The sequence below is a fragment of the Pseudomonas sp. RC10 genome (genome assembly GCF_038397775.1).
Lineage (GTDB): Bacteria > Pseudomonadota > Gammaproteobacteria > Pseudomonadales > Pseudomonadaceae > Aquipseudomonas > Aquipseudomonas bambusae.
The window spans coordinates 1679563-1700194 of record NZ_CP151650.1; the positions used below are offsets into that span (position 1 = coordinate 1679563).

Below are 20632 nucleotides of genomic sequence, written 5' to 3' on the forward strand. Positions count from 1 at the left end.
AGGCAACGAGGGGGTGGTTCAGGACGCGCACTTTTCCGGGTGGTAGACGCGCTCGGTCGAGGCAGGGTGTTTTTCGAGCATGCTCGCCGGTCGAATGGGTCGTGGCAGCAGTTCGCCGCCGCAGTTCGGGCATACACCGGCGAATTTCCCGGTCGTGCAATCCAGGCAATACGTACATTCAAAGCTACAAATCACAGCGTCGGTGGCCGTGGGCAGGAGGTCCTTGTTGCAGCATTCGCAATTGGGGCGGATCTGGAGCATGGGGCGATCCTCGAAAGGCGCATGGCTGAAGGCATCAGCACAAAGGTGAGTTGAACTTAGCACTTTATAGAGTATTGAAACAATCTAAAAAACGCCATTCAGTCGATTGATGCTGTTTTCATCTAGCGCTTCATTAGGCGAGCAGGTTGTAAACAGATGTGTCTTTGGCGAGGCGCTTTGTAGTACAAATTGACGGCCACTCACCGCCACCACTAAGACGAGACGATCTGTGACACCGCCCGAATTCGCCGCCCAGTCCTTCCGTGTTTCAACGTCATGAAAAGTCATCGCGTCTGCTTTTTGATCTATCCGGGGGTGGCGTCCTACGACGTCGCAGGCCCTGCCCAAGCCTTCGCCGTCGCAGGCGAAGGACAGTACGAGGTGATCATTGCGTCAGTGAATGGCGGGCGGGTCGAGAGCGATTGTCCGGGGCTGGCGTTCGACAGCGTCAAGGTCGATGCGCTGTACGGCAGTATCGGTACGCTGGTGCTGCCGGGAGGCTTTCACGCTCCGACCGCAGCTCAGGATCCCGGGCTGGTGCGTGCGGTTCAGGCGCTCGCGAATCGCTCAAGGCGTGTGGCCAGCGTCTGCACCGGCGCGTTTCTGGCGGCAGAGGCGGGGCTGCTCAAGGGGCTGAAGGCTGCCACCCACTGGCGCTACTGCGATCAGTTCGCCGAGCGCTTCCCCGACGTCGAACTGGAACGAGACCGGATCTGGGTCAATGACGGCTCGTTCTGGTCATCAGCAGGTGTCAGCGCCGGGGTGGACCTCACGCTGGCGTTGATCGAGAAGGACTTGGGCACCCCAGTAGCGCTCGGCGTGGCCCGTGAGTTGGTCGTGTTCCTCAAGCGCCCTGGCGGTCAGTCACAATTTAGCACCGTGCTCTCGGGGCAGATTGCCGATGCGGGCGGAGAATTGGGTTCGCTGTTCGCCTGGATCGCCAATAATCTCGACCAGGAGTTGGGCGTCGAGGTGTTGGCGCAGCAGGCAGGAATGAGCGTGCGAACGCTGATTCGGACCTGCAAGGCGCGAACCGATCTGACTCCCTCGAAAGTCGTGGAGCTATTGCGCGTTCAAGGCGCGCGGCAATCCGTAGAACAGAGCGATCATTCGTTCGGCGCTATCGCCGCCCGTTATGGATTTGGTGACGATCAGCGGATGCGCCGAGCGTTCATCCGCCACTTCCACGTTACGCCCAGCCAGTTGCGAAGCCGGTTCGGTATCAATGCGGGTGTGACCTGGATGTGATCGGTATACGCGGACATCGAACGCGCTAGAACCCGAGGTCGCTCGCCATCCGAAACAGGTCCGCAAGGGTTCGAGCCTCCATCTTGCGCATGACTTGGCCACGATGGGCCTTGACCGTGATTTCACTGATGCCCAGTTCCACAGCGATTTCACGATTCAGCAGCCCTCTGAGCACCCGCGTCAGGACCTCGCGTTCGCGACGGGTCAGTTCCTTGTAGCGCTGTTCCAGAGCATTTTTGTGTTGTTCCTGAGCCAGCAACAGCTGGCTTTTGGCGATGGCCAGTTGTACCGCTTCCAACAGTCTGGTCGTGTCCAGAGGCTTGGTGAGGAATTCCACCGCGCCGGCTTTCATCGCTTGCACGATGGTCGACGCATCTTCTCTGCCGGACATGAACACAATGGGCATCGTCGGTCTGTCGATCACGAGTGAGCGCTGCAGCTCCAGGCCCGTCAGGCTAGGAAGCGTGTTGTCGAGCAGCAGGCACCCCAGCTCCGGCTTGTGTGGACAGTCCAGAAAGGACCGGGCGCAGTCGAAACTCCGCACCTCGAACCCTTCAAGGCAGATGAGCGTCTCCAGTGACTCGCGCACGGAAATGTCATCGTCAACGATATAGACCACCGGCGATGGCGGTCTGACACGCACTTGCACCAAATCACGTTGAGGGGCGTGTAGAAGGGTCATGACCTTCTCCTTATAAGAATGGAATGCTCATGCTCCGAGGTTGCAGAAAAAGACCGTTTTTCGCATCGTCCGGGGATGGGGCGGTAGAACGAGCCAACGGATTTTCGCCGCGTGGCGACCGACCGAAACCATGCTTGCCATCTGAAAAATGGCGTTCCGGCTGGAGGCTGTGCTTAGATAAAACCATGAAAAAAAGATTTGTGGCGGGCTTGCGATCAGTGGGTTGAAAACGTTCTTGAACAACCACTTTCACGTCAAAAAGTGACAAGTGTCCGTTGCGGAGCTTGTGGTACATCCGTGCCATGACTGCGAGTAGCTGTCACGCTGCGGGCTAGATACGTCAGACCAAACGGCATCGGTAAGAAAACAGCAGCTTTATCATGGCGACGTCATACGTGAACGCAAATGTGACCTCAACCCATCGGTGCCATCCAACCTTGCAGCGCTTTTGGATGGATGAATAGTAGCCCCACGCGGCGCCGACGCCGTCAAGGACATCCTGCCGAGCGCAGAAATAGTTCACTACAACACCGGGCATTTTGCTTTGGAGGAAGATCATCTCGACATTGCCAAACGAATCAACAACAAGTTTGGACATTCTTCTCAATAAGTCAGGACCTTGGATGAGGTCAAAACCTGCATCTGCTGCCAACTTCCTTTCGTTTGGCGAAAAAAATGGGCGCGGTATTGGGACGAGGTCCGGTATTGTTCGGAGCGTTGCCGACGTGCCGGGAAGAAATAGACAGGTGCATGGATGAAAGCAGATTTCGGTGATGCTCCGGAACGAATTCTTAGAACTCAACAGAAGCGTGGCATTCAGAGGTTCGCCACCTATGCAGTAGCAGGATGCATCGCCGCCGTAAGCGGGTTTATCCTCTTAAATCGATCTGAGCCTGATCGCGGAAGCGCGTTACAAGTGGCTGAAAATCTTCGCTCGGGACGAAATTCAGGTGAGATGAACAGCGGTTCGGTCATACGGCCCGGCCCATCGTTAGACCTCCAATCGCCAAACACCGGCACATTCGTTAACCAAGCTCGGCAAACGGTCTTCAATGATCAAAACTTTATCCCGACAGGTGCGCACAACGTCGTAACCTTCCACGACACTGTTCGAGAGGTGCCTCGAGAGGAACCTTCAAGGAAGGCCAAGCTGACGATTGTCCGGCAAACGCCCAGCATGAAGGATCGAGCGTGTTGGCCATTCAGGCAGGGGAGCATTGAGTCGCGAAACTGTCGTGCTGCGATAGGTCTCAACCATCGTGACTGAGACAAAATGATCAAGTGGGCTGCCCGGTGCGGGAGCACCTGAAAACACATCGACAGGACATAGATTCGTGAATACAGAGTTGACTGAAGAAGAGATGCGAAGGGCCTTGTTTGGGGGCGCAGAAGCTCCGACCCAGGTAGCTGCGCCGGAAGAGCCGTCGTCGATCGTTATCGTCCCACCCGTAGCGGCGAAAAAACGTAAACCACCTCAGACATTCGTACCCAAGCTCAAGGTGACCCTGCGAGTCGGAAATGAATTTGAAGGCGAGACCCAGATGTTCGTCTTCGAAGCCGACACGCTCAGTAAGCTGCAGGCGGAGCTCGATGCGATTAAAGCGGCCCGCAAGAAATTCAAGTACATCGAGGTCGTTTCGATTACGTCCGCCTAGCCATGTCCGCATGTCCGCATGTCCGCATGTCCGCATGTCAGCCATGTCCGCATGGTCTTCAGAGATCGCCTGGGCCCAGCGTTATCTTGTCAGGCCTATCTCACTCACCCGGAAAAAAGCCTCGCTCCAGCGGTGCGCCGACCACCGCGAAGCGTTTTCAGCCTGCATCCAGATTCGACGTCCTGGGCCATTTGAAAGTGTTAGCGGCTCGGATAGCCATCCCAACGGGTTTCGTCAAGTCCATGCAATCACTCACGCTTAAACCTTGACGCCGAAGCCTCACTTTTTCATATGGTTTTCCACAAGCTTCAAATCCTTTGCCAGTTGGATGCGTAGCGCGGATATCAACTTTCGCGCGTTGTCCGCCAAGGGTTTTCCGGGTCGGAAAAGCAAGAGGCTCGTGAAGTTCACCTTCAGGGAAAACGGCCGGATGACCAAGCCACGGTCGATGTAGTCGACGACGGCGACAGGATTGGCGAAACCGAACCCGATACCGCGCAACGCCATCTCGCAGACGGTATGGGCATAGGGCGTTTCAATCCTGATATTCGGCGTCACGCCATAGGGGGCCAACGCCGCTTCCAGTCGCCGACGGCTGCTGTCTTCTGGATTGAGTGCGATGAAGTCGTGGTTGCCGATATCGTTCGGAGTGATCACCGGCAGCTTTGCAAGCGGGTGATCAGGTGGCATGGCCATGACACCCGGCGATTCCAGAAAAGGCGAATGCTCCAACCCCATGACCGGCATCTCGTCGGCCATCAGGCCAAAATCGCATTGACCGGATGACACGTCCTGATGCACCTCCCGCGAGCTAAGCACCCGTAACGACACCCTCATATCTCGTCCTGCCAGATCGAACGATGATAGAGCCCTCGGCATGAATGCATTACCCAGTGCCGGATGCACGGCAATGGCGAGGCGGTCCGTGCCGAACTGCTTCAAGGTCTTGATCCGATGTTCGATCGCATCCATCCCGATGAAGAGTTTGTCCACGTCCACCATTAACGCGTGCGCCTCCTGCGTGGGCACCAGACGGCCACGAATCCGGTGGAAGAAAGCGAGACCGGCAGATGTTTCGAGTTTGCGAATCGCCTGGCTGACGGCAGGTTGGGAGATGCCGAGCATGTTGGCAGCCTTGCTGGTGCTTCCTGCGTTCATGACCACTCGAAAGACTTCAATTTCTCGGACACCCATGCAGTAACCTATAACCTTTACTTATTGAGTTAATAATTCTAGGTGTAGTCACTCAGTTAGGTCTATTGAACAATAGGATTCATTGTCCCTGACCCAACAAGGCGTACCTAGATGAAACTTGTAGATCCTGCCGGCAGCCCTTATGCCAGCCTCTCTCCAGGTGTATGGCGCGGTTCGACCGTAGTGTTCGATTCGTTCGAAGACTTCGTCAGCCGTAAGAGCCGACAGCCGGACGGCTACAGCTATGGAATTACCGGCACGCCAACCACTCGTGCGCTCGAGCGTCAAGTCGCTGATCTGGAAAACGCCCGCCACTGCGTGATCATGCCGACGGGTGCGTCTGCACTGATTACCACTGTCATGGGCTTCGTTCGTGCAGGCGACCATCTGCTTATTTCGGACTCCTGCTATGGCTCGCTCAAGACTTTCGGTCGCCAGTGGCTGGCTCATCTTGGTGTTGAGGTGGAGTTCTATCCACCGACTATCGACGCCGGAATTGAAGCATTGATCCGCACGAACACCCGCATGATCTGCATGGAAGCTCCGGGCACCGTCACCATGGAAATGCAGGACATTGGTGCAATCACCGCCATCGCCAAAAAGCACGGCGTGCTGACCATGATGGACAACACCTGGGCAAGCCCTCTTTATTTCAAAGCCATCGAGCATGGCGTGGATTTCGTGGTTCAAGCAGCGACCAAGTACTTCGGCGGTCATTCCGATCTGCTGATGGGAACCGTCAGTCTCAACGATCCGGAACGCTACGCGGTGCTGCGGGAAACCCAAAGCATCTTTGGTCAGGCGACCAGCCCTGAGGATTGTTTCCTGGTCCAGCGCGGGCTTCAGACGTTCGAGCTACGGCTGCGTGAGCAAAGCCGAAAGGCATTGGCAGTGGCGCGTTGGCTGGAGGCTCAGCCTCTAGTACGACAAGTACTTTTCCCCGCGCTGGAAAGCGATCCGGGTCACACCCTGTGGAAGAACCAGTTCGAAGGCAGCGGCTGCTTGCTCTCGATCATCCTGGAACCAGCTGCCGACGAAAGTGCCTTCGGCGCATTTTTCAATGCCCTGCAACGGTTCCCCATCGGCGCGAGTTGGGGCGGTACCCACAGCCTGATTGCCTACTACCCGGCATCCCAGCAACAGGCACGGCAATTTTCACCAACAGATCAACCCATCGTGCGCATCTCGATCGGTCTTGAAGACGAGTCGATGTTGATCGCCGACCTCGCCGAAGCCCTGGAGGCATACGCCCGGGTACGTTGACGTACAGGCACGCTGCGCTTCAGACGCGGCGGCCAGACCAGAATTTTCTGCCGTTACTCCCGCGAGCCCCTGCGGCCGCACACTCAAATGAGGATGGATAACAATGAAACAGAACGGCATTCGTTTCGCATTGGCAATGATCATGTCTTTCGGCATTGGCTCGGTTGCCATGGCTGACGACTCCCTGCAAACCCTGCGGGAGCGAGGCGTTATTCGTATCGCTAACACCCAAGCCAGTCCACCCTGGAGTTATCTGGGGCAGGACAACAAGCCAGCAGGCTACGACGTTGCCATCGCCAAAGAGGTTGCCAAGCGCATTGGCGTGGCGAAAGTGGAGTTCATCGCTGACAGCTTCAAAAGCTTCGTCGAAGGCTTGAAGGCCGACAAATACGATCTCGTCATGAACGACCTGACGCCCACAGATGAACGCAGAAAACAGGTCGACTTCGCGAGCCCGTATGGCGTGGAAGAGTTCTACATCTTCGTGCGCGACGACAATCAGGACATCCATAGCATCAAGGACATGCCAGCGCACTCGATCGGTGTGACGTCGGGGACCAGCAATGAATCCTGGGCCCGCAAGCACATGACCACGTCCGACATCCGGGCCTATGAGAACGGCGGTCTGGTGTTCAACGATCTGGCAATTGGACGGGTTGATGCAGTGCTGTCTTCATTGTTCGGCGGAGAGAAGTACAAAAAGGTCAATAACCTGCCCATCAAGGCAGTGGGTGAGCCTCTGACGTACCAGCTGTCTGCTCCTGCCATGGCCAAGGGTCGAGACAGTCTGCGCGACGCGGTCAGCAAAGCCATCGAGTCGATGGTTGCAGATGGCACGGTGGACGCTGTCGCCAAGGAGTGGATCGGGCCGGATTATCACATGACCAGTGGAATCAAGGCCGCTCTCGCTGAGCTGGCAGAGGAATAAATAATGTGGGATCTCTTTCTACGGGCGCTGCCCCTACTGCAAAAGGCGATCGTGACGACCCTTGGGTTAGGCCTGGGTGCCTTTGTCCTAGGTACTGGTTTGGGTTTGATGATTGCCCTGATGCGGATTTCTCCGGTGCGGCTGGTTCGGATGATCGCCTTCAGTTATGTCTCGATCTTCCGCGGCACGCCTCTGTTGGTGCAGATACTGTTGATCTATTTCGGTTTGCCGCATTACGGGATCGTGATGACTCCGATCCCTTCGGCCCTGCTCGCACTGACGCTGTTCTCGGCGGCCTATCTGAGCGAAACCTTTCGAGCCGGCATCATCGCGGTCGACAGTGGGCAGTGGGAGGCCGCCAGTTCGATGAGCATGGGCTACTGGACCTGTCTTCGCCGGATCATCATTCCGCAGGCGTTTCGAATCGCCTTACCCACCATGGGCAGTCGGCTCATCGCGTTGATCAAGGACACCTCGCTTGCTTCCACGATCACGGTCATGGAAATGACCAGAGTGGCTGAGCAGATCGGTGCTTCCACCTTCCGGTACATGGAAATGTTCCTGATGGTGGGCGCGATGTACTGGCTCATCAATCAGGTGTTGACCATCCTGCAAACCTGGCTGGAAGGCCGTTGGACGAGGCACATGCGATGAACACAAGCACTGTACGCGTTACTGGCCTGAGCAAGTCATTTGGGGATCTGGCCGTACTCAAAAACGTTGACCTTGAGGTTCAGGCCGGCCAAGTCGTGGTCATCCTCGGTCCGTCGGGATCAGGCAAAACAACCTTGCTGCGCTCTCTCAACCTTCTGGAAAAACCGGACGCCGGGACGCTGGAGGTCTGCGGGTTTCGTGTGGAAATTCCGCGTAGCGGTCGATTCGACCGGGCAACGCGCAAGCAAGTGGCGCTACTTAGGCAAAAGACCGCCATGGTCTTCCAGTCATTCAACCTTTTTCCGCACATGACGGCCCTTGAGAACGTCATGGAGGGGCTCCTCAGCGTGAAAAAGGTTTCAAAGGCACAGGCGCTTGAACGAGGGCGGCATTTGTTGGATCAAGTCGGTCTCGCGGACAAAGCGGACAGTTATCCCGCCAAACTTTCGGGTGGCCAGAAGCAGCGTGTCGCCATCGCAAGAGGGTTATCCATGGACCCTGAAGTGATCTTCTTTGATGAGCCAACTTCTGCCCTGGACCCTGAGCTGCGTGACGAAGTGCTAGGCGTCATGCGCGAGCTGGCGAACAGCGGCATGACCATGCTGGTGGTCACCCACGAGCTGCGTTTCGCTCGAGAGGCAGCGGACCGTGTGGTGTTCATGGAAAACGGTGTGGTGGTCAAGGATTGCTCCACTGAAGCGTTCTTCGGTGAGGAAAGCGGCGAGCGCATTCAGCAGTTCCTGCGCCGGTATTGATCGCAACTTTATCTGGACCAAGGCTTGGGACGTACGTGGAGTTGTGGCTGGCGCAGCATGACCGAACCTGTCGCCTCCTTGCATATCCTCGAGCCATAGCAGACGCGGCCGAACGAGCTGCGGTCATTCGACGTGAACGTCTGCGTGGTGAACGTCTCTGACAATTATGCGGTGCGATTCAGTACTGCCCATATCGCAAGGAGACAGGCGCGTATGAACATTCTCATGATCCTCACTTCTCACGACCAGCTGGGTGATACCGGCAAGAAGACGGGCTTCTGGTTGGAGGAATTCGCAGCCCCGTATTACACATTTGCGGATGCCGGGGCCGAAATTACCCTGGCTTCTCCCAAGGGTGGACAGCCGCCGCTGGACCCTAAAAGTGATGAACCGGACGCCCAGACCGAGCACACTCGACGTTTCCGTGCCGATAGCGAGGCTCAGGGGTTGTTAGCCAATACCGTGCCCTTGGGCGAAGTTGACCCCTATGATTTCGATGCAGTGTTTTACCCTGGTGGCCATGGCCCGCTGTGGGATTTGGCCGAAGACACCGACTCCATTACCCTGATCGAAGCGTTTTATGCGGCCAACAAACCGATCGCCGCCGTGTGCCACGCGCCGGGTGTATTGAAGAACGTCAATGCTCCTGATGGTCACCCTGTGGTGCAGGGCAAAAACGTCACCGGCTTTACTAATTCGGAAGAGGAGGCCGTAGGGCTCACGAAGATCGTGCCCTTCCTCGTCGAGGACATGCTGAAGGCCAAAGGTGGGCAATACTCGAAGGCTGCTGATTGGGCAAGTTACGTGGTCGAAGACGGACACCTCATCACTGGACAGAATCCCGCTTCATCACAAGCAGCGGCTCAAGCGCTATTGAAGCGGCTAGCCAGCGAAGTCTCAGCGTGATTTATGCCGCCCACCCTGCGCCCCGGGGGCGGGCGGTAGTTACTATTCGTCTTCTCATCCGCGACTATCTTGATTCCTTTTAGCGACTGTCAGGATGGCGTGATTGCGGGAACGATATCCCGAAAAAGAGCTCAACCTCACAATGGCGAGACCCTTGAAACCAAGGGGGGAAATCACAAAACGCTGAAACAGTGGAAGAGTGAGTATGGTGGTGCAGAAGTAGAGTCCTGGTTGGCTTGAAAATCATACGGCGAGTGGTACAGCCGCCAGTATGATCCCGTCTGTTTTTTCTTTCATCGCGGCTCATTTGAATGGACCCTACCAGCGTCGTTTAGGGCAGCCTGAAAACTCCGGGTTGGATCCGTGCTGGACGACTCCCATTGCCAAAGAAACGCGGAACGCCGGGATGCATGGGATCTCGAATACGTACGCACGCCACCGCATCGGAGCATGACCATGAGCCCTACCACCTCCTTCATTTTTGACCTGGATGGCACGTTGACAGACAGCGTTTACCAGAACGTGGCAGCCTGGAAACAAGCGCTGGACGCCGAGGGAATCCCATTGGCAATGTGGCGAATCCATCGAAAAATTGGCATGAGCGGAGGGCTGATGCTCAAGTCGCTGGCTCGGGAAACGGGCCTGGAGATTCCCGCCGAGCAGGCCAAACGACTCAGCGATCTTCACGCCAAAGCGTACCGCGAGCTGCAGGACCAGATTACAGCGCTGCCGGGCGCCATTGAGTTACTCCAATCACTCGACCAGAGCGGCTCGAAGTGGTGCATCGCAACCAGCGGCGGTAGCGAGACGGCAGCGATCAACCTCAAGGCGTTGGGTTTGAAGCTGGACGATGTTTCACTGATCACTCGCGATGACGTGAAATACGGCAAGCCTGACCCCGACCTGTTCATCGCTGGCGCTCTACGCCTGGAAGTCCCCATTGAAGAGTGCCTGGTCATCGGCGACGCCATCTGGGATATGCTCGCCGCCAGACGTTGCAAGGCCACTGGCATCGGTCTGTTGTCGGGTGGCTATGACATCAGTGAGCTGGAGCGGGCAGGGGCATTGAGGGTGTACGAAGACCCGCTGGATTTGCTCCATCATATGGACGAGGTTGCATCACGTCCGTAGGTTTGGGGTATCCGTGACACGCACCTGGCTTATTGATCATCAGAGCGCGGAGGGCTAAATGCGTCGCCCCGGTTTCAGCCGACACTGGCGGTCTTACCTTCGCAGGTAGGACTGGCATTCTCAGGCTTCTACAAAGGGTTGATCAGCGTGCGCTGTGTTGGGTAGCTTGCCGATCATTGATAGGACGGCTTCAAAGGCAAGTCGTTGCTCATGAATGACTGCTCACAGCCCATAGCGGACGCTCGCGGACTTTAAGCCATGCGACCGATCGAGAGATGCACTGAAAAACAGGTCCCATTCTCTGCGCAAGACGTCACAGCCACGGTCCCCTGATGTCCTTGCGCGATTGCGCGAACGATGTAGAGGCCTAGCCCGACACCATGCTGCTCATTTTGATTTTGATGCCCTCGAATCATGGGTTCGAACATGTCTGCGAGCATTGCTGGCGGAATCGGGTCACCTTCATTGCTGACAGAGAAAACGAGTTCGCCTTCGTTGATTTCGCATTTGAGATGGACAGGCTTTCTCGGCGTTCCGTACAGGGTGGCGTTGGCCACCAGGTTGCCAAGCAGTTGATGAATACGGTCCGCGTCGAGACAGGCTGATCCCAACGGATGATCAGGGAGATGATGCTCCAGGTTCGGGAAGCTCAGCCGAAGCTCATCGACAATCGACGCCATAAGCTCGTCCAGGTCTACGTTAGCCATTTGGACGGCCAGTCCTTTGCCAACGCGGGCCTGAGTAAAGTCGAGTAGGTCTTCAACCAGGCGCTGTGCCCGCCGCGTGGCGTTCTGTACGCTTTGCAGTAACCGTTGTTTTTTTGCGGGATTTGCCTCGCCCATTTCCATCAAGCTGGTTCCCATGAGGATGGCCGACAGCGGGTTACGCAAGTCATGACTCACGATGCCAACCATCTGTTCAGCCAAGAGCACCCGGTCCTCGGCGGCTGCACGGAGCTCAGATTCCACCAGTTTGATCGCGTGTTCGGCTGTGCGCTCAGCTGCCAGCGCCGCGATACGCGCCAAGGCCCCGCCGACCGAGCTGCACGCATGTTGAAGATGGCGAACATCCTCTTGGGAGAATCCTTTTCCGACCCTGCCTACGCACAAGGCGCCGTGTACAGCAGTCCTTGATCCCAAAGGCAGGGCTAACACAAACCTGTCGCTGTCATTGCAGTACGCGACCGTTGGTGAGCCTTTGGCCATGGCGTCTCTCAGCGCAGTCCCGTGGCTCGACAGACAAGACTCATCTTCAATCTTCGCGGCGGTGCAGACTTTCCGATCCTGGGACCACAGCGACAAACCGTCTGGCTCGGGGAGTAACGTCGTGCAGGTGTCGTAATCGCAAATCCAGTGCAGCCGCGCCGCGACCAGCTTGGTCAGTTCCGGCACGGTCTGTAAGCTCACGCACTCGGATATGAATTCCAGCAGCAAGCTTTGACGTGTGAGGGCTTCCCTGATCTCCATATCAGATTTGGAAAAACATGTCGTCGGGTGCCACACCGGTGGCGTCCGCAACGATGTTCAAATACACGGCCAAGCCGATGACTGAAATCAATTCCATGATGTCTTCGTCGTTCAGGCCATGACTGTGCAGGGATGAATAATCCTCCTGTGTCATGCCTTGTGGGTTGCGTGCACACTTCACCGCAAAAAGGATGATGTCCCGCACCTTTTCCGGCGTAAGGTCCTCGATATTTTCGACCAAGGCCTGAAGGGTGGCGGTGTCGATTCCAAGGCTTCTGCAACACGCCAGATGCGCAGCTTCGCAGTACATGCACTTGCGGTCATGTGATACCGCCGCGACAAGCATCTCTTTGAGCGCACGTGGCAGGTTTCCGCTTAGCATCGCGCCTTGCAGTAAGCCCCATGTTCCCTTCGCCGCCGCCAGCGAGTGCCCGTGCATCTTCATGAAGTTGGGCGTCATTGGAAAGCCCATGCCACGCTGGAACTCTCCGAAAACTTTCTCGGATTCCGCTGAAAACTCGTGCGGTATTTTTAATGTCGAGAATGGCATGAATAACCTTGCTGCTATTGGAGGCTTAGCTACTGCCACCACGGCATTGCTGCACCAGGCTTGAGCGATGCGTCACAGGCTATCCCAGTGGTTATTAAATGGCGAGTGGATACGTAATGGCGGTCGTATCGGACGAGCGCATTGCTTCTGCGCATAAGGAGGCTTTGCCCGGTTCCGGCAGCAGAGAAACAGGGCATCACAAACGTGGAATGGCGCAAAGCCTGACCTGTTTAGATAGACCCGGTTTCAGACCACCAGAAAATTTGCCCTGATGGAAAAGCTGGCTGGAGCTGAAGGGCTGATGGTCGATTGAGAAATGGCACATCAGCCTTGAGGGCATTCACAGGGTCATGGAGCAGGATCGTTACTCGTGCGCGCGGGGTGTGGCGGATCAATCTGGGGGGCGGACACGTCAGGTGAGTCGGGGTCGAAGCCCAGATCCTGTGCGCCTGTCGCACCACCGTTCCCACGATGAGTCTGGGCATCCTGATCTGAGCCGGGATTTCCCGGTGGGGGATTCCAGTCCGCTGGCCGTTCCTGCGAACCCTGCTTCGGCTCCAGGCCTGAGTCATGACCTTCCCCGGTATCAGGCGCTTTTTCATCTGGGCCGGGATACGCAGCGGCTGGCCCGTTGTTATCAACTGACATGGCAATTCTCCGTTCTAAACGCAGTTCATCCGCGTATAGCGTTCAGAGGGGGAGTGCGTGGCAGAAGTGCTCTGGTAGCGACGAGCGGGGCTCGATGGGTGTTCGAGGATGATTTGCGGCGCGTTGGAACGGAAAAAAATCCGATGAACTTTCTTGGAAAAATCGACTTTCTTATGGGTATAGGCGCGAACGCGCGTCCTCGATATTTCGACTCGGAGGGATCAGCGATGCCACGTGGAAGCAAAGATAAGTACACCGAAGAGCAGAAACGAAAAGCGAAACGTATTGAAGAAAGCTACGAGGCTAAGGGCACGCCCAAAGGCGAAGCGGAGGCCCGTGCCTGGGCGACCGTGAACAAGCAGTCTGGTGGAGGCGATAAAGCAGGGGGCTCAGGTAAGAAGACATCTGCTTCTGCCAAGGCCCAAGCCAAGTCTGATTCGAGTAAGAGGGCTGCGCAAACTCGGAGCGGCCATGGTCGAGAATCCGAGTCATCGCTGGAAAGTCAGAGTAAAGCGAGCCTCATGACAGAGGCGCGATCTCGCAATGTGTCTGGGCGCTCGAAAATGACCAAAGCCGAGTTAATCCAGGCGCTCCGGAAAAAATGACGCTCTGGTCGGCGCAAGCGTAAGGAAGACAAGGCCTGATGTTCATGCTGAACCTGATTCAAGTCAGTAGGGCTGTCCGCTGAGATTGATCCTCAGCGGACGCCATAGCGAATCACCCTTTGCTGTGTTCTTTGGAGGTCGGAGGCTGCGCGACGCCTCGTGGACCCGCAATGCCCCATATCGCCAACCCAATCACCGGTAGTACGACGATCACGACCGCCCAGCCCAGTTTTGTGCTCGACGATTTGGTCGTACGCCAGACGCTTGCGATTGCCCAGAGGTCAATCAGTAACAGGATCACGCCCATGGCGACCCACAGTAATGATGGTTCCATATCAGACCTCCGATGCCGATCAGACGGCGGGAACAGTTGTTGATGGAGCAGCGGTTTCAAGTTCCGGCACCACGATGTCGTTTCCGCCAGGCGTCAGAATGACCTTGCGGCAGTCTTCCTGCTTCTTGTCGAAAATCTTGTAGCCTTCAGCGGCCTGCTCCAATGACATGCGGTGAGTGATGATCGCCTCAGGCGCGATGTGTCCCAGTTCGATATGCTCAAGCAGCTCTGGCAGAAAACGCTGAACATGGGTCTGCCCCATCTTGAATGTCAGCCCCTTATCGAACGCATCCCCAAACAGGAACCCGTGAATGAAGCCGGAGTAGACGCCCGGCACGCTGACGGTGCCTCCGCGCCTGACTGCCGCGATACATTGGCGTAGCGCCTTGCCGCTGCTGCCTTCGAGTTTCAGGGTGGCAAGTATGGTTTCAGTGGTGCTGCCTTTGGCTTCAAAGCCGACGGCGTCGACCACGCCATCGACTCCGCGCATGCCTGGGGTTTGCCGGATGATGGTGTCAGCCGGGTCGTCGTCTTCATCGAAATTGACCGGGATCACGTTGTAAGTCTGCTGCGCGTAAGCAAGCCGGTAGGGGTGGTGGTCGACCATGAAGATGCGCTCGGCGCCGAGCATGCGGGCAACCGCTGCGCAAAGGAGCCCGACCGGGCCAGCGCCATAGATGGCGATGCTGGAGCCTTGGCCGATGCCGGTGTTGGTGACCGCCTGATACGCAGTGGGCAGGATGTCCGAGAGGAACAGAACCTTCTCATCCGCCAATGTGCCCGGAACCTTGAACGGCCCGGTGTTGGCTTTCGGCACGCGTACGTACTCCGCCTGGCCACCGGGAATTCCTCCATACATATGGCTGAAGCCAAACAGCGCCGCGCCCGGTGGGATCGCTTTCTTGTTCATGATCGCACCACGACCGGTATTAGTCGTTTCACAGGCCGCGAACAGATCCAGCTGGCAGAAGAAGCAGTCTCCGCAGGCAATAACAAACGGGATTACAACGCGATCCCCCGGTTGGACGGCAGTCACGCCTGAGCCTGTCTCTTCGACGATGCCCATGAATTCATGGCCGAAGATATCGCCGTGCTCCACGGTCGGTATCTTGCCGCGATACAGGTGCAGGTCGGAACCGCAGATCGCCGTGGCGGTGACTCGCAGGATGATGTCATCTGGCGCCTCGATGATCGGGTCGGGGACAGTGTCTACCTTGACGTCATGGGCACCGTGATAGGTGAGCGCTCGCATTGTGTTTTCTCCGCTGTTTATTGTGGCCTCTAAAGAGCGGAGCTATAGCGCGTCGGTTAAGTTCACGCTTTCGGATAACCGAGACCTTGTGAGAAAAATCAGCTGGCTATGAAACCCTTCGTTCAAGACTGTTCGTCGGTTCAAATGAATATAACGAGAACAGCTCAGCCGAAGGTCGGTCAAGGATTTGGTGGGCCTCATAGGACGAGCACGCAAGGTTCTTGAGGCCGGCAAAGACCGATCCGAGTTTGAGTCCAGGCTCAACGAATTCGAAGTCATTGGCCCCACGACGGTTGAGATCTTTATGCGTGACGCGCGACAGGTACTGTTCTGAAAACCGCAGACATTTACGTAGGGTGCGCTGGCTGGAAGCTCGCACGGGAATTCGCCCCTGAGTTTGAAGGCGAAGGTACGCATCTGGAACGTTATGCATTACGGTTGGGCGCGGCAGAGATCAACAGCTCCTTCTACCGCCCACACAGGCCTGCAACCTACGCGAAGTGGGCAGCATCCGTAGGCAGCGATTTCCGCTTCTCAGTGAAAATCCCTAAGTCGATCAGCCATGAGAGCCGGCTCGTGGACTGCTCGGAGCTGCTTGATAAATTCTTGTTGGAGATCGCTGCACTGGGTAGCGCGCTCGGCTGCCTGCTGATCCAGCTCCCACCTTCACTCTCATTCGACGCCCGAGTCGCAGGCCGCTTCTTCGAATCGCTGAGAGCTCGCTTTTCCGGGTATGTCGTGATCGAGCCGCGTCATGAGTCCTGGGTGAACGCCCATCAGTTACTGGTCGAGCAACACATAGGACAGGTGGCGGCTGATCCTGCCAGGTTGAGTAATGGTGCGCAGCCTGGTGGCTGGCCGGGAGTTCGCTATTGGCGCCTGCACGGGGCACCTAGAATTTACTACAGCGCTTATGAGACGGCTTGGCTTGAACATCTTGCGAAGAGGATTGAGGCAATGGCGGAGGACGTGCCGACCTGGTGTATTTTCGACAATACTGCTCGCGATGCCGCACTTGGCAACGCGCTGCTCATGCAGCGGTTGCTGAAGATCGGTGGCCGCAATGAGTAAGAACCGCAAAGGTTGTCGCGAGCATCCACCATGATGGTTGAGCCTCAGGTGCCGAGGTAGCGCATCGACGCTCCTCCCTTGGTGACCTGACTAACCAAGTCGATCCAACAAGGGAACATGGCAAAATCACTTTTCTACGTTGAGTAAATGCGCCGTGCTTGAGAGGGCGGCGCATCGGGTCTCAGTTCGCGGCATCACCACCATGAGCTTTTGCCAAGGCCTTGGCATGCTCCAGATGGGCTTTCAACTTTGGTAGGGTTTCAGTAGCGAAGGCTTTCAGATCTGCATCCTTGCCGTTGGAAGATTCCTCTTCGAACAGGGCAATCGTCGCTTCGTGGGCCTTGACCTGGTTATTGGCATAAGCCTGATCGAACGACTTGGCGCTACGCAGTTCCAGGATCATCGCCTTTGCTTTGTCGACCAGCTCGGCACTGTCAGAGACCTCAAGGTTTTTCTTGTCAGCAATGGACTTGAGCTTGGCGTTCGCGGCGGTATGGTCTTTGACCATCATGTCCGCAAAGCTTTTTACATCCGCAGCGCTTCCTTTCTCCTGTGCCAGCTTGCCAGCCTCCACCTCGGCTACGCCTTTGGCGGAAGCGTCTTCCACAAAATCATCGTTGTCCTGCGCTGCGAAGGCGCCTTGCGTGCCCAATCCGATCAGCAGAGTCAGTGCGCAAGTATTCAGTATGTTCGCCATTTTTATTTTCCTCACCATTCCATGATGGGCATGAGCGCCCATGCGCTTGTGAGTGATGGCCATCACGAACGTTCACCCTATTTCCTCAATGGTAGGTTTATAGGGCACTTTTAACCACTGGTCGGTAACACCTTTAGTTTCCAGAACGTCCGTCGTTTGTGTCGGGTCGATTAATTAACAGGGCGCAGGACTCATCGCGGCTCTTTTTCACAACGACATTCAGTAAGAGGACTTAGTCATGGCTGTAACCATTGTGGATGATCTGTTTATTCATGAACTTTCCGACGTCTATGGCGCGGAAATGCAGATCACCAGGCTACGGCGATCGACATGGCAGAGCAACCCTGAATGACTGAGGCGGCGAGCCTTTTAGCCGAGACGCTGGCGGAAGAAAAAGCAGCTTTCGAAACGCTTTCGGCCATTGTTGAGAAGGGCCGGAATCAAGCCGCCAACCTGACAAAAATGATCTTAATTACAGTCCCACCCGCAACTAAGCACTTTGCAACTTACTGAACTATCCAATCAGATTGACAGTGATTAAGTAAATAGCGGTCTGTTTGGATGGATGTCGATAGTGAGGTGCAGAGTCTACCGCCGCTGGTCGATAGAGACTGTTATTTTCGATGGATTGCTAATTGGGATGCGAGTCCTCGTTATGCGTTGTAAGCGTTGCCCGATGTAGATTTACAAAAAAAACCGTGAGCGATTTTGAATCGAAAGATCTTTTTCGCTAAAAAGCTATGGATGGGAGAAATATCATGTTCTTACATAACAAGCGACTTCAATATACGGTACGTGTTGCTGAACCTAACCCTGGTTTGGCCAACCTGCTGCTGGAGCAATTTGGCGGCGCTCAGGGCGAATTGGCCGCTGCGGCGCGATATTTCACACAGGCGTTAGCGGAAGAAGATCCAGGCCGTAAGGATCTGTTGCTGGACATCGCCACTGAAGAGCTCAGTCACCTTGAAATCATCGGCTCCATTATTGTGATGCTGAACAAGGGCGGCAAAGGCAAGCTGGCCGAGGGCGTCCAGGCTGAGGGTGAGCTCTATCGGGATATCAATGGTGCTGGCAACGACTCGCACATCACCAGCTTGCTGTACGGTGGAGGCGCGCCGCTGGTGAACTCCGCAGGGGTGCCCTGGACAGCGGCGTACATCGATACCATCGGTGAACCCACCGCAGACTTTCGCTCCAACATCGCAGCCGAGGCGCGGGCGAAGATCGTCTATGAACGATTGATCAACGTCACCACCGATCCGGGCATCAAAGAAGCGCTGGGCTTTTTGATGACGCGGGAAATCGCCCACCAGCTGTCGTTTGAAAAAGCGCTGCATTCGATTCAGCCGAACTTTCCGCAGGGCAAGCTCCCCGGCATGCCTGAATTCAGCCGCACCTACTTCAGCATGTCCAACGGCGAGCCGAATGTGCGCGGGCCCTGGAACAGCGATGCAGAATTCGAGTATGTCGAGAACCCCCATCCAGCGGTCGATGGTGGGGATGGCACGGCGACGGTTGAGCTCAGTGAAGATGATTCGGTGACCCTGACGATGCTCAAGGAGCGTACCAAGTCTGATCTGGCCTCTGACCCTGTAACAGGTGCGGATCTGGGTTCTGGCTTGGGTCAGGGATCTGAGAAAGATATCGATCCAGCGCTATAAGCACTGAAACGGCGGCAGCAGCAGTGGTTGCTGCCGGCCTCTTGACTGCTTCGATCAGGAAAAAATCATGGCCATTGAATCTGGAAGTTCATCCATCAAAGATCAAAGTGTAGAAGCGCTCATATCCAGCGAACTGGGTCGCTGCGTTCGCAGTTTTGAATCTCAGGCAAACGCCAGTGTGCGTGGCCTGCACACCGCGCTATTTGTTCACCGCTTCAAACGAGGATTGCCTGGCCGGTCGTAGCCTGAGCCAAGCGTTTTTGCCCGTGTCATGCACGGGCTTTTTTTGCTGAGCGAGCCTCGTTGTAAAACGCTGCAAGTCCGCCCACTCAGCTCAGTCGCCACACGAAGACGCGTTGGAAACGCGTGCTTGCGTGCCATCTCGTCATTTGTCCACCATCTCCTTGATGGTGCCCGTAGGGACACTGATCAACGCATATTTGCCTTTGATCTGCACCCATTGCTCGTGTTCGGATGGCGCTTTCAGGTGCCGGCTTTTCCAGTCTTTGACCTCCATACTTTCACGCTGGTACTCATCGGGCACGGGATCGCCAACTTTGTATTCCCTGTCCCCGGTTCCAGGACGATTCAGCGTAACGCTAGGATCATCATCCGCGTAAGAAACGCTCGAAACTGCGCAAAACAGGGTGAGAGCCAAAGCAGCGATGGGTTGTTTGGACGGCATAAGTGATTCCTTTGGTGAGTACATTTTGAAGAGGTGAGCGCTGAGTGTCCGTGCTCCCACATTGAAAGTGGGCGACAGGACACAGCAGGGGTTAGCGGTACAGAGTTGAGGCGGCGTCGACCATCAACAGGGTCACGCCGACGCAGAAAATCACCATTCCCAACATCAGCCTTGGGCGGGAAATGAAGCTGGCCACAGCTCTGGAATTTTTAAAGTCATCCATGGTTTGCATGATGTGTGCTCCACCTGATCGGATGCAGGAATACTCGAACGTAGTCAGGAAGTCCTGGTGTTCAGTCAGTCAATAAAGTTGATCGACTCAGCGCGGTATCGTTCCGAGCAAAAGATCACCGGATCGCCACGAAAGTGTGAATTCTCGGGTTTTTTTCGTCGGGTAAAAAGTGGCAGTGAGCTAACCTAGGCGCTTCTACCACTCCGCATGACGAGACCTCTCATGGACCGATACACCGGTGTCGCTCAGGCCCTGCACTGGCTGACTGTTGCGGCCTTATGTTTCCTGCTGCCATTTGTCTGGGTCGCGGAGAATTTTCCGCCGGGGCCGGTGCGGGTGTTCTGGTACATGGCCCATGAGTCGATGGGCATCAGCGTGTTTCTCATGGTGTTGATTCGCCTCACCTGGCGTTGGCGGCATCGCGCGCCCGCTTATCCAGATGACATCCAACGCGTCACCCGGATGCTCGCGGGGCTCACCCACGGTTTGCTGTACGTCGTGTTATTGGTCATGCCGGTCACGGGTTATCTGATGGCGGGCAACGGGCAGGATGTGCCGTTTTTCAGAATCCTTTCGCTGCCCGGTTTTGCCCATAACGAGCCGCTGGCCAAGTTCGGCGACACGGTGCATGTGTGGTGTCAGTTCGCGGTCTATGGGCTGATTATCCTGCACGTGGCAGGGACGGTCTGGCATGTCGCGGTGCGCCGGGATGGTCTTCTGGACCGGATGCTGCCACCTCAGCGTCGCCCCTGAT

Annotated in this window: 27 protein-coding genes and 2 pseudogenes; 17 read left to right on the plus strand and 12 right to left on the minus strand. The window is 56.2% G+C overall.

Annotation, left to right across the window (positions count from 1 at the left end; all coding sequences use genetic code 11):
* Positions 1-18: 18 nt before the first annotated feature.
* The gene (locus tag AAEO81_RS07620; protein WP_341962651.1) at positions 19-261 is read right to left on the minus strand and encodes a DUF1272 domain-containing protein; all 243 of its coding nucleotides are present in this window, start codon (positions 259-261) and stop codon (positions 19-21) included.
* Between the two features lie 276 nt (positions 262-537).
* Between AAEO81_RS07620 and AAEO81_RS07625 the strand changes: the two genes are divergently transcribed.
* Entirely contained in the window at positions 538-1509 is a 972-nt protein-coding gene (locus AAEO81_RS07625) for a DJ-1/PfpI family protein (RefSeq protein WP_341962653.1), read from the plus strand.
* Positions 1510-1534: 25 nt separating this feature from the next.
* On the opposite strand, the gene AAEO81_RS07630 is transcribed toward AAEO81_RS07625, so the two are convergent.
* Positions 1535-2191, minus strand: coding sequence for a response regulator (locus AAEO81_RS07630; RefSeq protein WP_341962655.1), 657 nt, complete (start codon positions 2189-2191; stop codon positions 1535-1537).
* A gap of 340 nt (positions 2192-2531) precedes the next feature.
* Entirely contained in the window at positions 2532-2843 is a 312-nt protein-coding gene (locus AAEO81_RS07635; protein ID WP_341964671.1) for a hypothetical protein, read from the minus strand.
* On the opposite strand from AAEO81_RS07635, the gene AAEO81_RS07640 reads away from it, so the two are divergent.
* Both AAEO81_RS07640 and AAEO81_RS07645 read left to right on the plus strand, forming a co-directional pair.
* Positions 2811-2933 (plus strand): DUF2256 domain-containing protein, encoded by a 123-nt coding sequence (locus tag AAEO81_RS07640; RefSeq protein ID WP_341962656.1) that lies wholly within the window; start codon positions 2811-2813, stop codon positions 2931-2933. The two genes, AAEO81_RS07635 and AAEO81_RS07640, sit on opposite strands and share 33 nt — an antisense overlap.
* A 592-nt stretch (positions 2934-3525) precedes the next feature.
* Entirely contained in the window at positions 3526-3846 is a 321-nt protein-coding gene (locus AAEO81_RS07645) for a hypothetical protein (RefSeq protein WP_341962658.1), read from the plus strand.
* 279 nt (positions 3847-4125) lie between these two features.
* Here the strand turns inward: AAEO81_RS07645 and AAEO81_RS07650 are convergent, their stop codons facing one another.
* Positions 4126-5040, minus strand: a complete 915-nt coding sequence (locus tag AAEO81_RS07650; protein WP_341962659.1) for a LysR substrate-binding domain-containing protein — start codon at positions 5038-5040, stop codon at positions 4126-4128.
* A gap of 111 nt (positions 5041-5151) precedes the next feature.
* Between AAEO81_RS07650 and AAEO81_RS07655 the strand changes: the two genes are divergently transcribed.
* The 7 genes and pseudogenes from AAEO81_RS07655 (at position 5152) to AAEO81_RS07685 (ending at position 10677) form a co-directional block, all read left to right on the plus strand.
* Positions 5152-6303 (plus strand): PLP-dependent aspartate aminotransferase family protein, encoded by a 1152-nt coding sequence (locus tag AAEO81_RS07655; protein ID WP_166596273.1) that lies wholly within the window; start codon positions 5152-5154, stop codon positions 6301-6303.
* A 103-nt stretch (positions 6304-6406) separates the two neighbouring features.
* The gene (locus tag AAEO81_RS07660; protein ID WP_341962660.1) at positions 6407-7231 is read left to right on the plus strand and encodes a transporter substrate-binding domain-containing protein; all 825 of its coding nucleotides are present in this window, start codon (positions 6407-6409) and stop codon (positions 7229-7231) included.
* A 3-nt stretch (positions 7232-7234) separates the two neighbouring features.
* A complete protein-coding gene (locus AAEO81_RS07665) occupies positions 7235-7885 on the plus strand; it encodes an amino acid ABC transporter permease (RefSeq protein ID WP_341962662.1) in 651 nt (216 codons plus the stop codon).
* The gene (locus AAEO81_RS07670; RefSeq protein WP_341962664.1) at positions 7882-8640 is read left to right on the plus strand and encodes an amino acid ABC transporter ATP-binding protein; all 759 of its coding nucleotides are present in this window, start codon (positions 7882-7884) and stop codon (positions 8638-8640) included. Before AAEO81_RS07665 ends, AAEO81_RS07670 begins: the two co-directional genes overlap by 4 nt.
* A 213-nt stretch (positions 8641-8853) precedes the next feature.
* On the plus strand, positions 8854-9546 hold the full coding sequence (locus AAEO81_RS07675; RefSeq protein WP_341962666.1) for a type 1 glutamine amidotransferase domain-containing protein: 693 nt from the start codon (positions 8854-8856) through the stop codon (positions 9544-9546).
* A 135-nt stretch (positions 9547-9681) separates the two neighbouring features.
* Positions 9682-9786, plus strand: a pseudogene (locus AAEO81_RS07680) (transcriptional regulator); the annotation flags it as partial.
* A 216-nt stretch (positions 9787-10002) separates the two neighbouring features.
* Positions 10003-10677 carry an HAD family hydrolase gene (locus AAEO81_RS07685; protein WP_341962668.1) on the plus strand — a complete coding sequence of 225 codons (675 nt, stop codon included), beginning with the start codon at positions 10003-10005 and terminating at the stop codon, positions 10675-10677.
* A 251-nt stretch (positions 10678-10928) separates the two neighbouring features.
* Here the strand turns inward: AAEO81_RS07685 and AAEO81_RS07690 are convergent, their stop codons facing one another.
* The 3 genes from AAEO81_RS07690 to AAEO81_RS07700 all read right to left on the minus strand — a co-directional run bounded on the left by AAEO81_RS07690 (position 10929) and on the right by AAEO81_RS07700 (position 13341).
* A complete protein-coding gene (locus AAEO81_RS07690) occupies positions 10929-12110 on the minus strand; it encodes a HAMP domain-containing sensor histidine kinase (protein ID WP_341962670.1) in 1182 nt (393 codons plus the stop codon).
* 34 nt (positions 12111-12144) lie between these two features.
* Positions 12145-12693, minus strand: coding sequence for a carboxymuconolactone decarboxylase family protein (locus AAEO81_RS07695; protein WP_166596281.1), 549 nt, complete (start codon positions 12691-12693; stop codon positions 12145-12147).
* 348 nt (positions 12694-13041) lie between these two features.
* Positions 13042-13341 (minus strand): DUF6021 family protein, encoded by a 300-nt coding sequence (locus AAEO81_RS07700; protein WP_341962673.1) that lies wholly within the window; start codon positions 13339-13341, stop codon positions 13042-13044.
* A gap of 227 nt (positions 13342-13568) precedes the next feature.
* Between AAEO81_RS07700 and AAEO81_RS07705 the strand changes: the two genes are divergently transcribed.
* Positions 13569-13946 (plus strand): termination factor Rho, encoded by a 378-nt coding sequence (locus AAEO81_RS07705; protein ID WP_341964487.1) that lies wholly within the window; start codon positions 13569-13571, stop codon positions 13944-13946.
* A gap of 112 nt (positions 13947-14058) precedes the next feature.
* Here AAEO81_RS07705 and AAEO81_RS07710 read toward each other — a convergent pair whose 3' ends face one another.
* Entirely contained in the window at positions 14059-14280 is a 222-nt protein-coding gene (locus AAEO81_RS07710) for a PLD nuclease N-terminal domain-containing protein (protein WP_341962674.1), read from the minus strand.
* Between the two features lie 19 nt (positions 14281-14299).
* The gene (locus AAEO81_RS07715) at positions 14300-15532 is read right to left on the minus strand and encodes a zinc-dependent alcohol dehydrogenase (protein ID WP_341962676.1); all 1233 of its coding nucleotides are present in this window, start codon (positions 15530-15532) and stop codon (positions 14300-14302) included.
* A gap of 217 nt (positions 15533-15749) precedes the next feature.
* Between AAEO81_RS07715 and AAEO81_RS07720 the strand changes: the two are divergent.
* Positions 15750-15866 (plus strand): annotated as a pseudogene (locus tag AAEO81_RS07720) (DNA methylase); the annotation flags it as partial.
* Between the two features lie 11 nt (positions 15867-15877).
* On the plus strand, positions 15878-16603 hold the full coding sequence (locus AAEO81_RS07725) for a DUF72 domain-containing protein (protein ID WP_341964488.1): 726 nt from the start codon (positions 15878-15880) through the stop codon (positions 16601-16603).
* A gap of 181 nt (positions 16604-16784) precedes the next feature.
* On the opposite strand, the gene AAEO81_RS07730 is transcribed toward AAEO81_RS07725, so the two are convergent.
* Positions 16785-17300 carry a DUF4142 domain-containing protein gene (locus AAEO81_RS07730; protein ID WP_341964489.1) on the minus strand — a complete coding sequence of 172 codons (516 nt, stop codon included), beginning with the start codon at positions 17298-17300 and terminating at the stop codon, positions 16785-16787.
* A gap of 348 nt (positions 17301-17648) precedes the next feature.
* Here AAEO81_RS07730 and AAEO81_RS07735 point away from each other — a divergent pair, with 348 nt between their 5' ends.
* The 3 genes from AAEO81_RS07735 to AAEO81_RS07745 all read left to right on the plus strand — a co-directional run bounded on the left by AAEO81_RS07735 (position 17649) and on the right by AAEO81_RS07745 (position 19205).
* Positions 17649-17813, plus strand: a complete 165-nt coding sequence (locus AAEO81_RS07735) for a hypothetical protein (protein ID WP_341962678.1) — start codon at positions 17649-17651, stop codon at positions 17811-17813.
* A 245-nt stretch (positions 17814-18058) separates the two neighbouring features.
* Complete coding sequence (locus AAEO81_RS07740; protein WP_341964490.1) at positions 18059-18961, plus strand: manganese catalase family protein; 903 nt, start codon at positions 18059-18061, stop codon at positions 18959-18961.
* A gap of 67 nt (positions 18962-19028) precedes the next feature.
* Positions 19029-19205, plus strand: coding sequence for a hypothetical protein (locus AAEO81_RS07745; RefSeq protein WP_341962679.1), 177 nt, complete (start codon positions 19029-19031; stop codon positions 19203-19205).
* 141 nt (positions 19206-19346) lie between these two features.
* Here AAEO81_RS07745 and AAEO81_RS07750 read toward each other — a convergent pair whose 3' ends face one another.
* Positions 19347-19646, minus strand: a complete 300-nt coding sequence (locus AAEO81_RS07750; RefSeq protein WP_341962680.1) for an RcnB family protein — start codon at positions 19644-19646, stop codon at positions 19347-19349.
* A 91-nt stretch (positions 19647-19737) separates the two neighbouring features.
* The gene (locus AAEO81_RS07755) at positions 19738-19878 is read right to left on the minus strand and encodes a hypothetical protein (protein ID WP_341962682.1); all 141 of its coding nucleotides are present in this window, start codon (positions 19876-19878) and stop codon (positions 19738-19740) included.
* 222 nt (positions 19879-20100) lie between these two features.
* Between AAEO81_RS07755 and AAEO81_RS07760 the strand changes: the two genes are divergently transcribed.
* Entirely contained in the window at positions 20101-20631 is a 531-nt protein-coding gene (locus AAEO81_RS07760) for a cytochrome b (RefSeq protein WP_341962683.1), read from the plus strand.
* Position 20632: the final 1 nt, after the last annotated feature.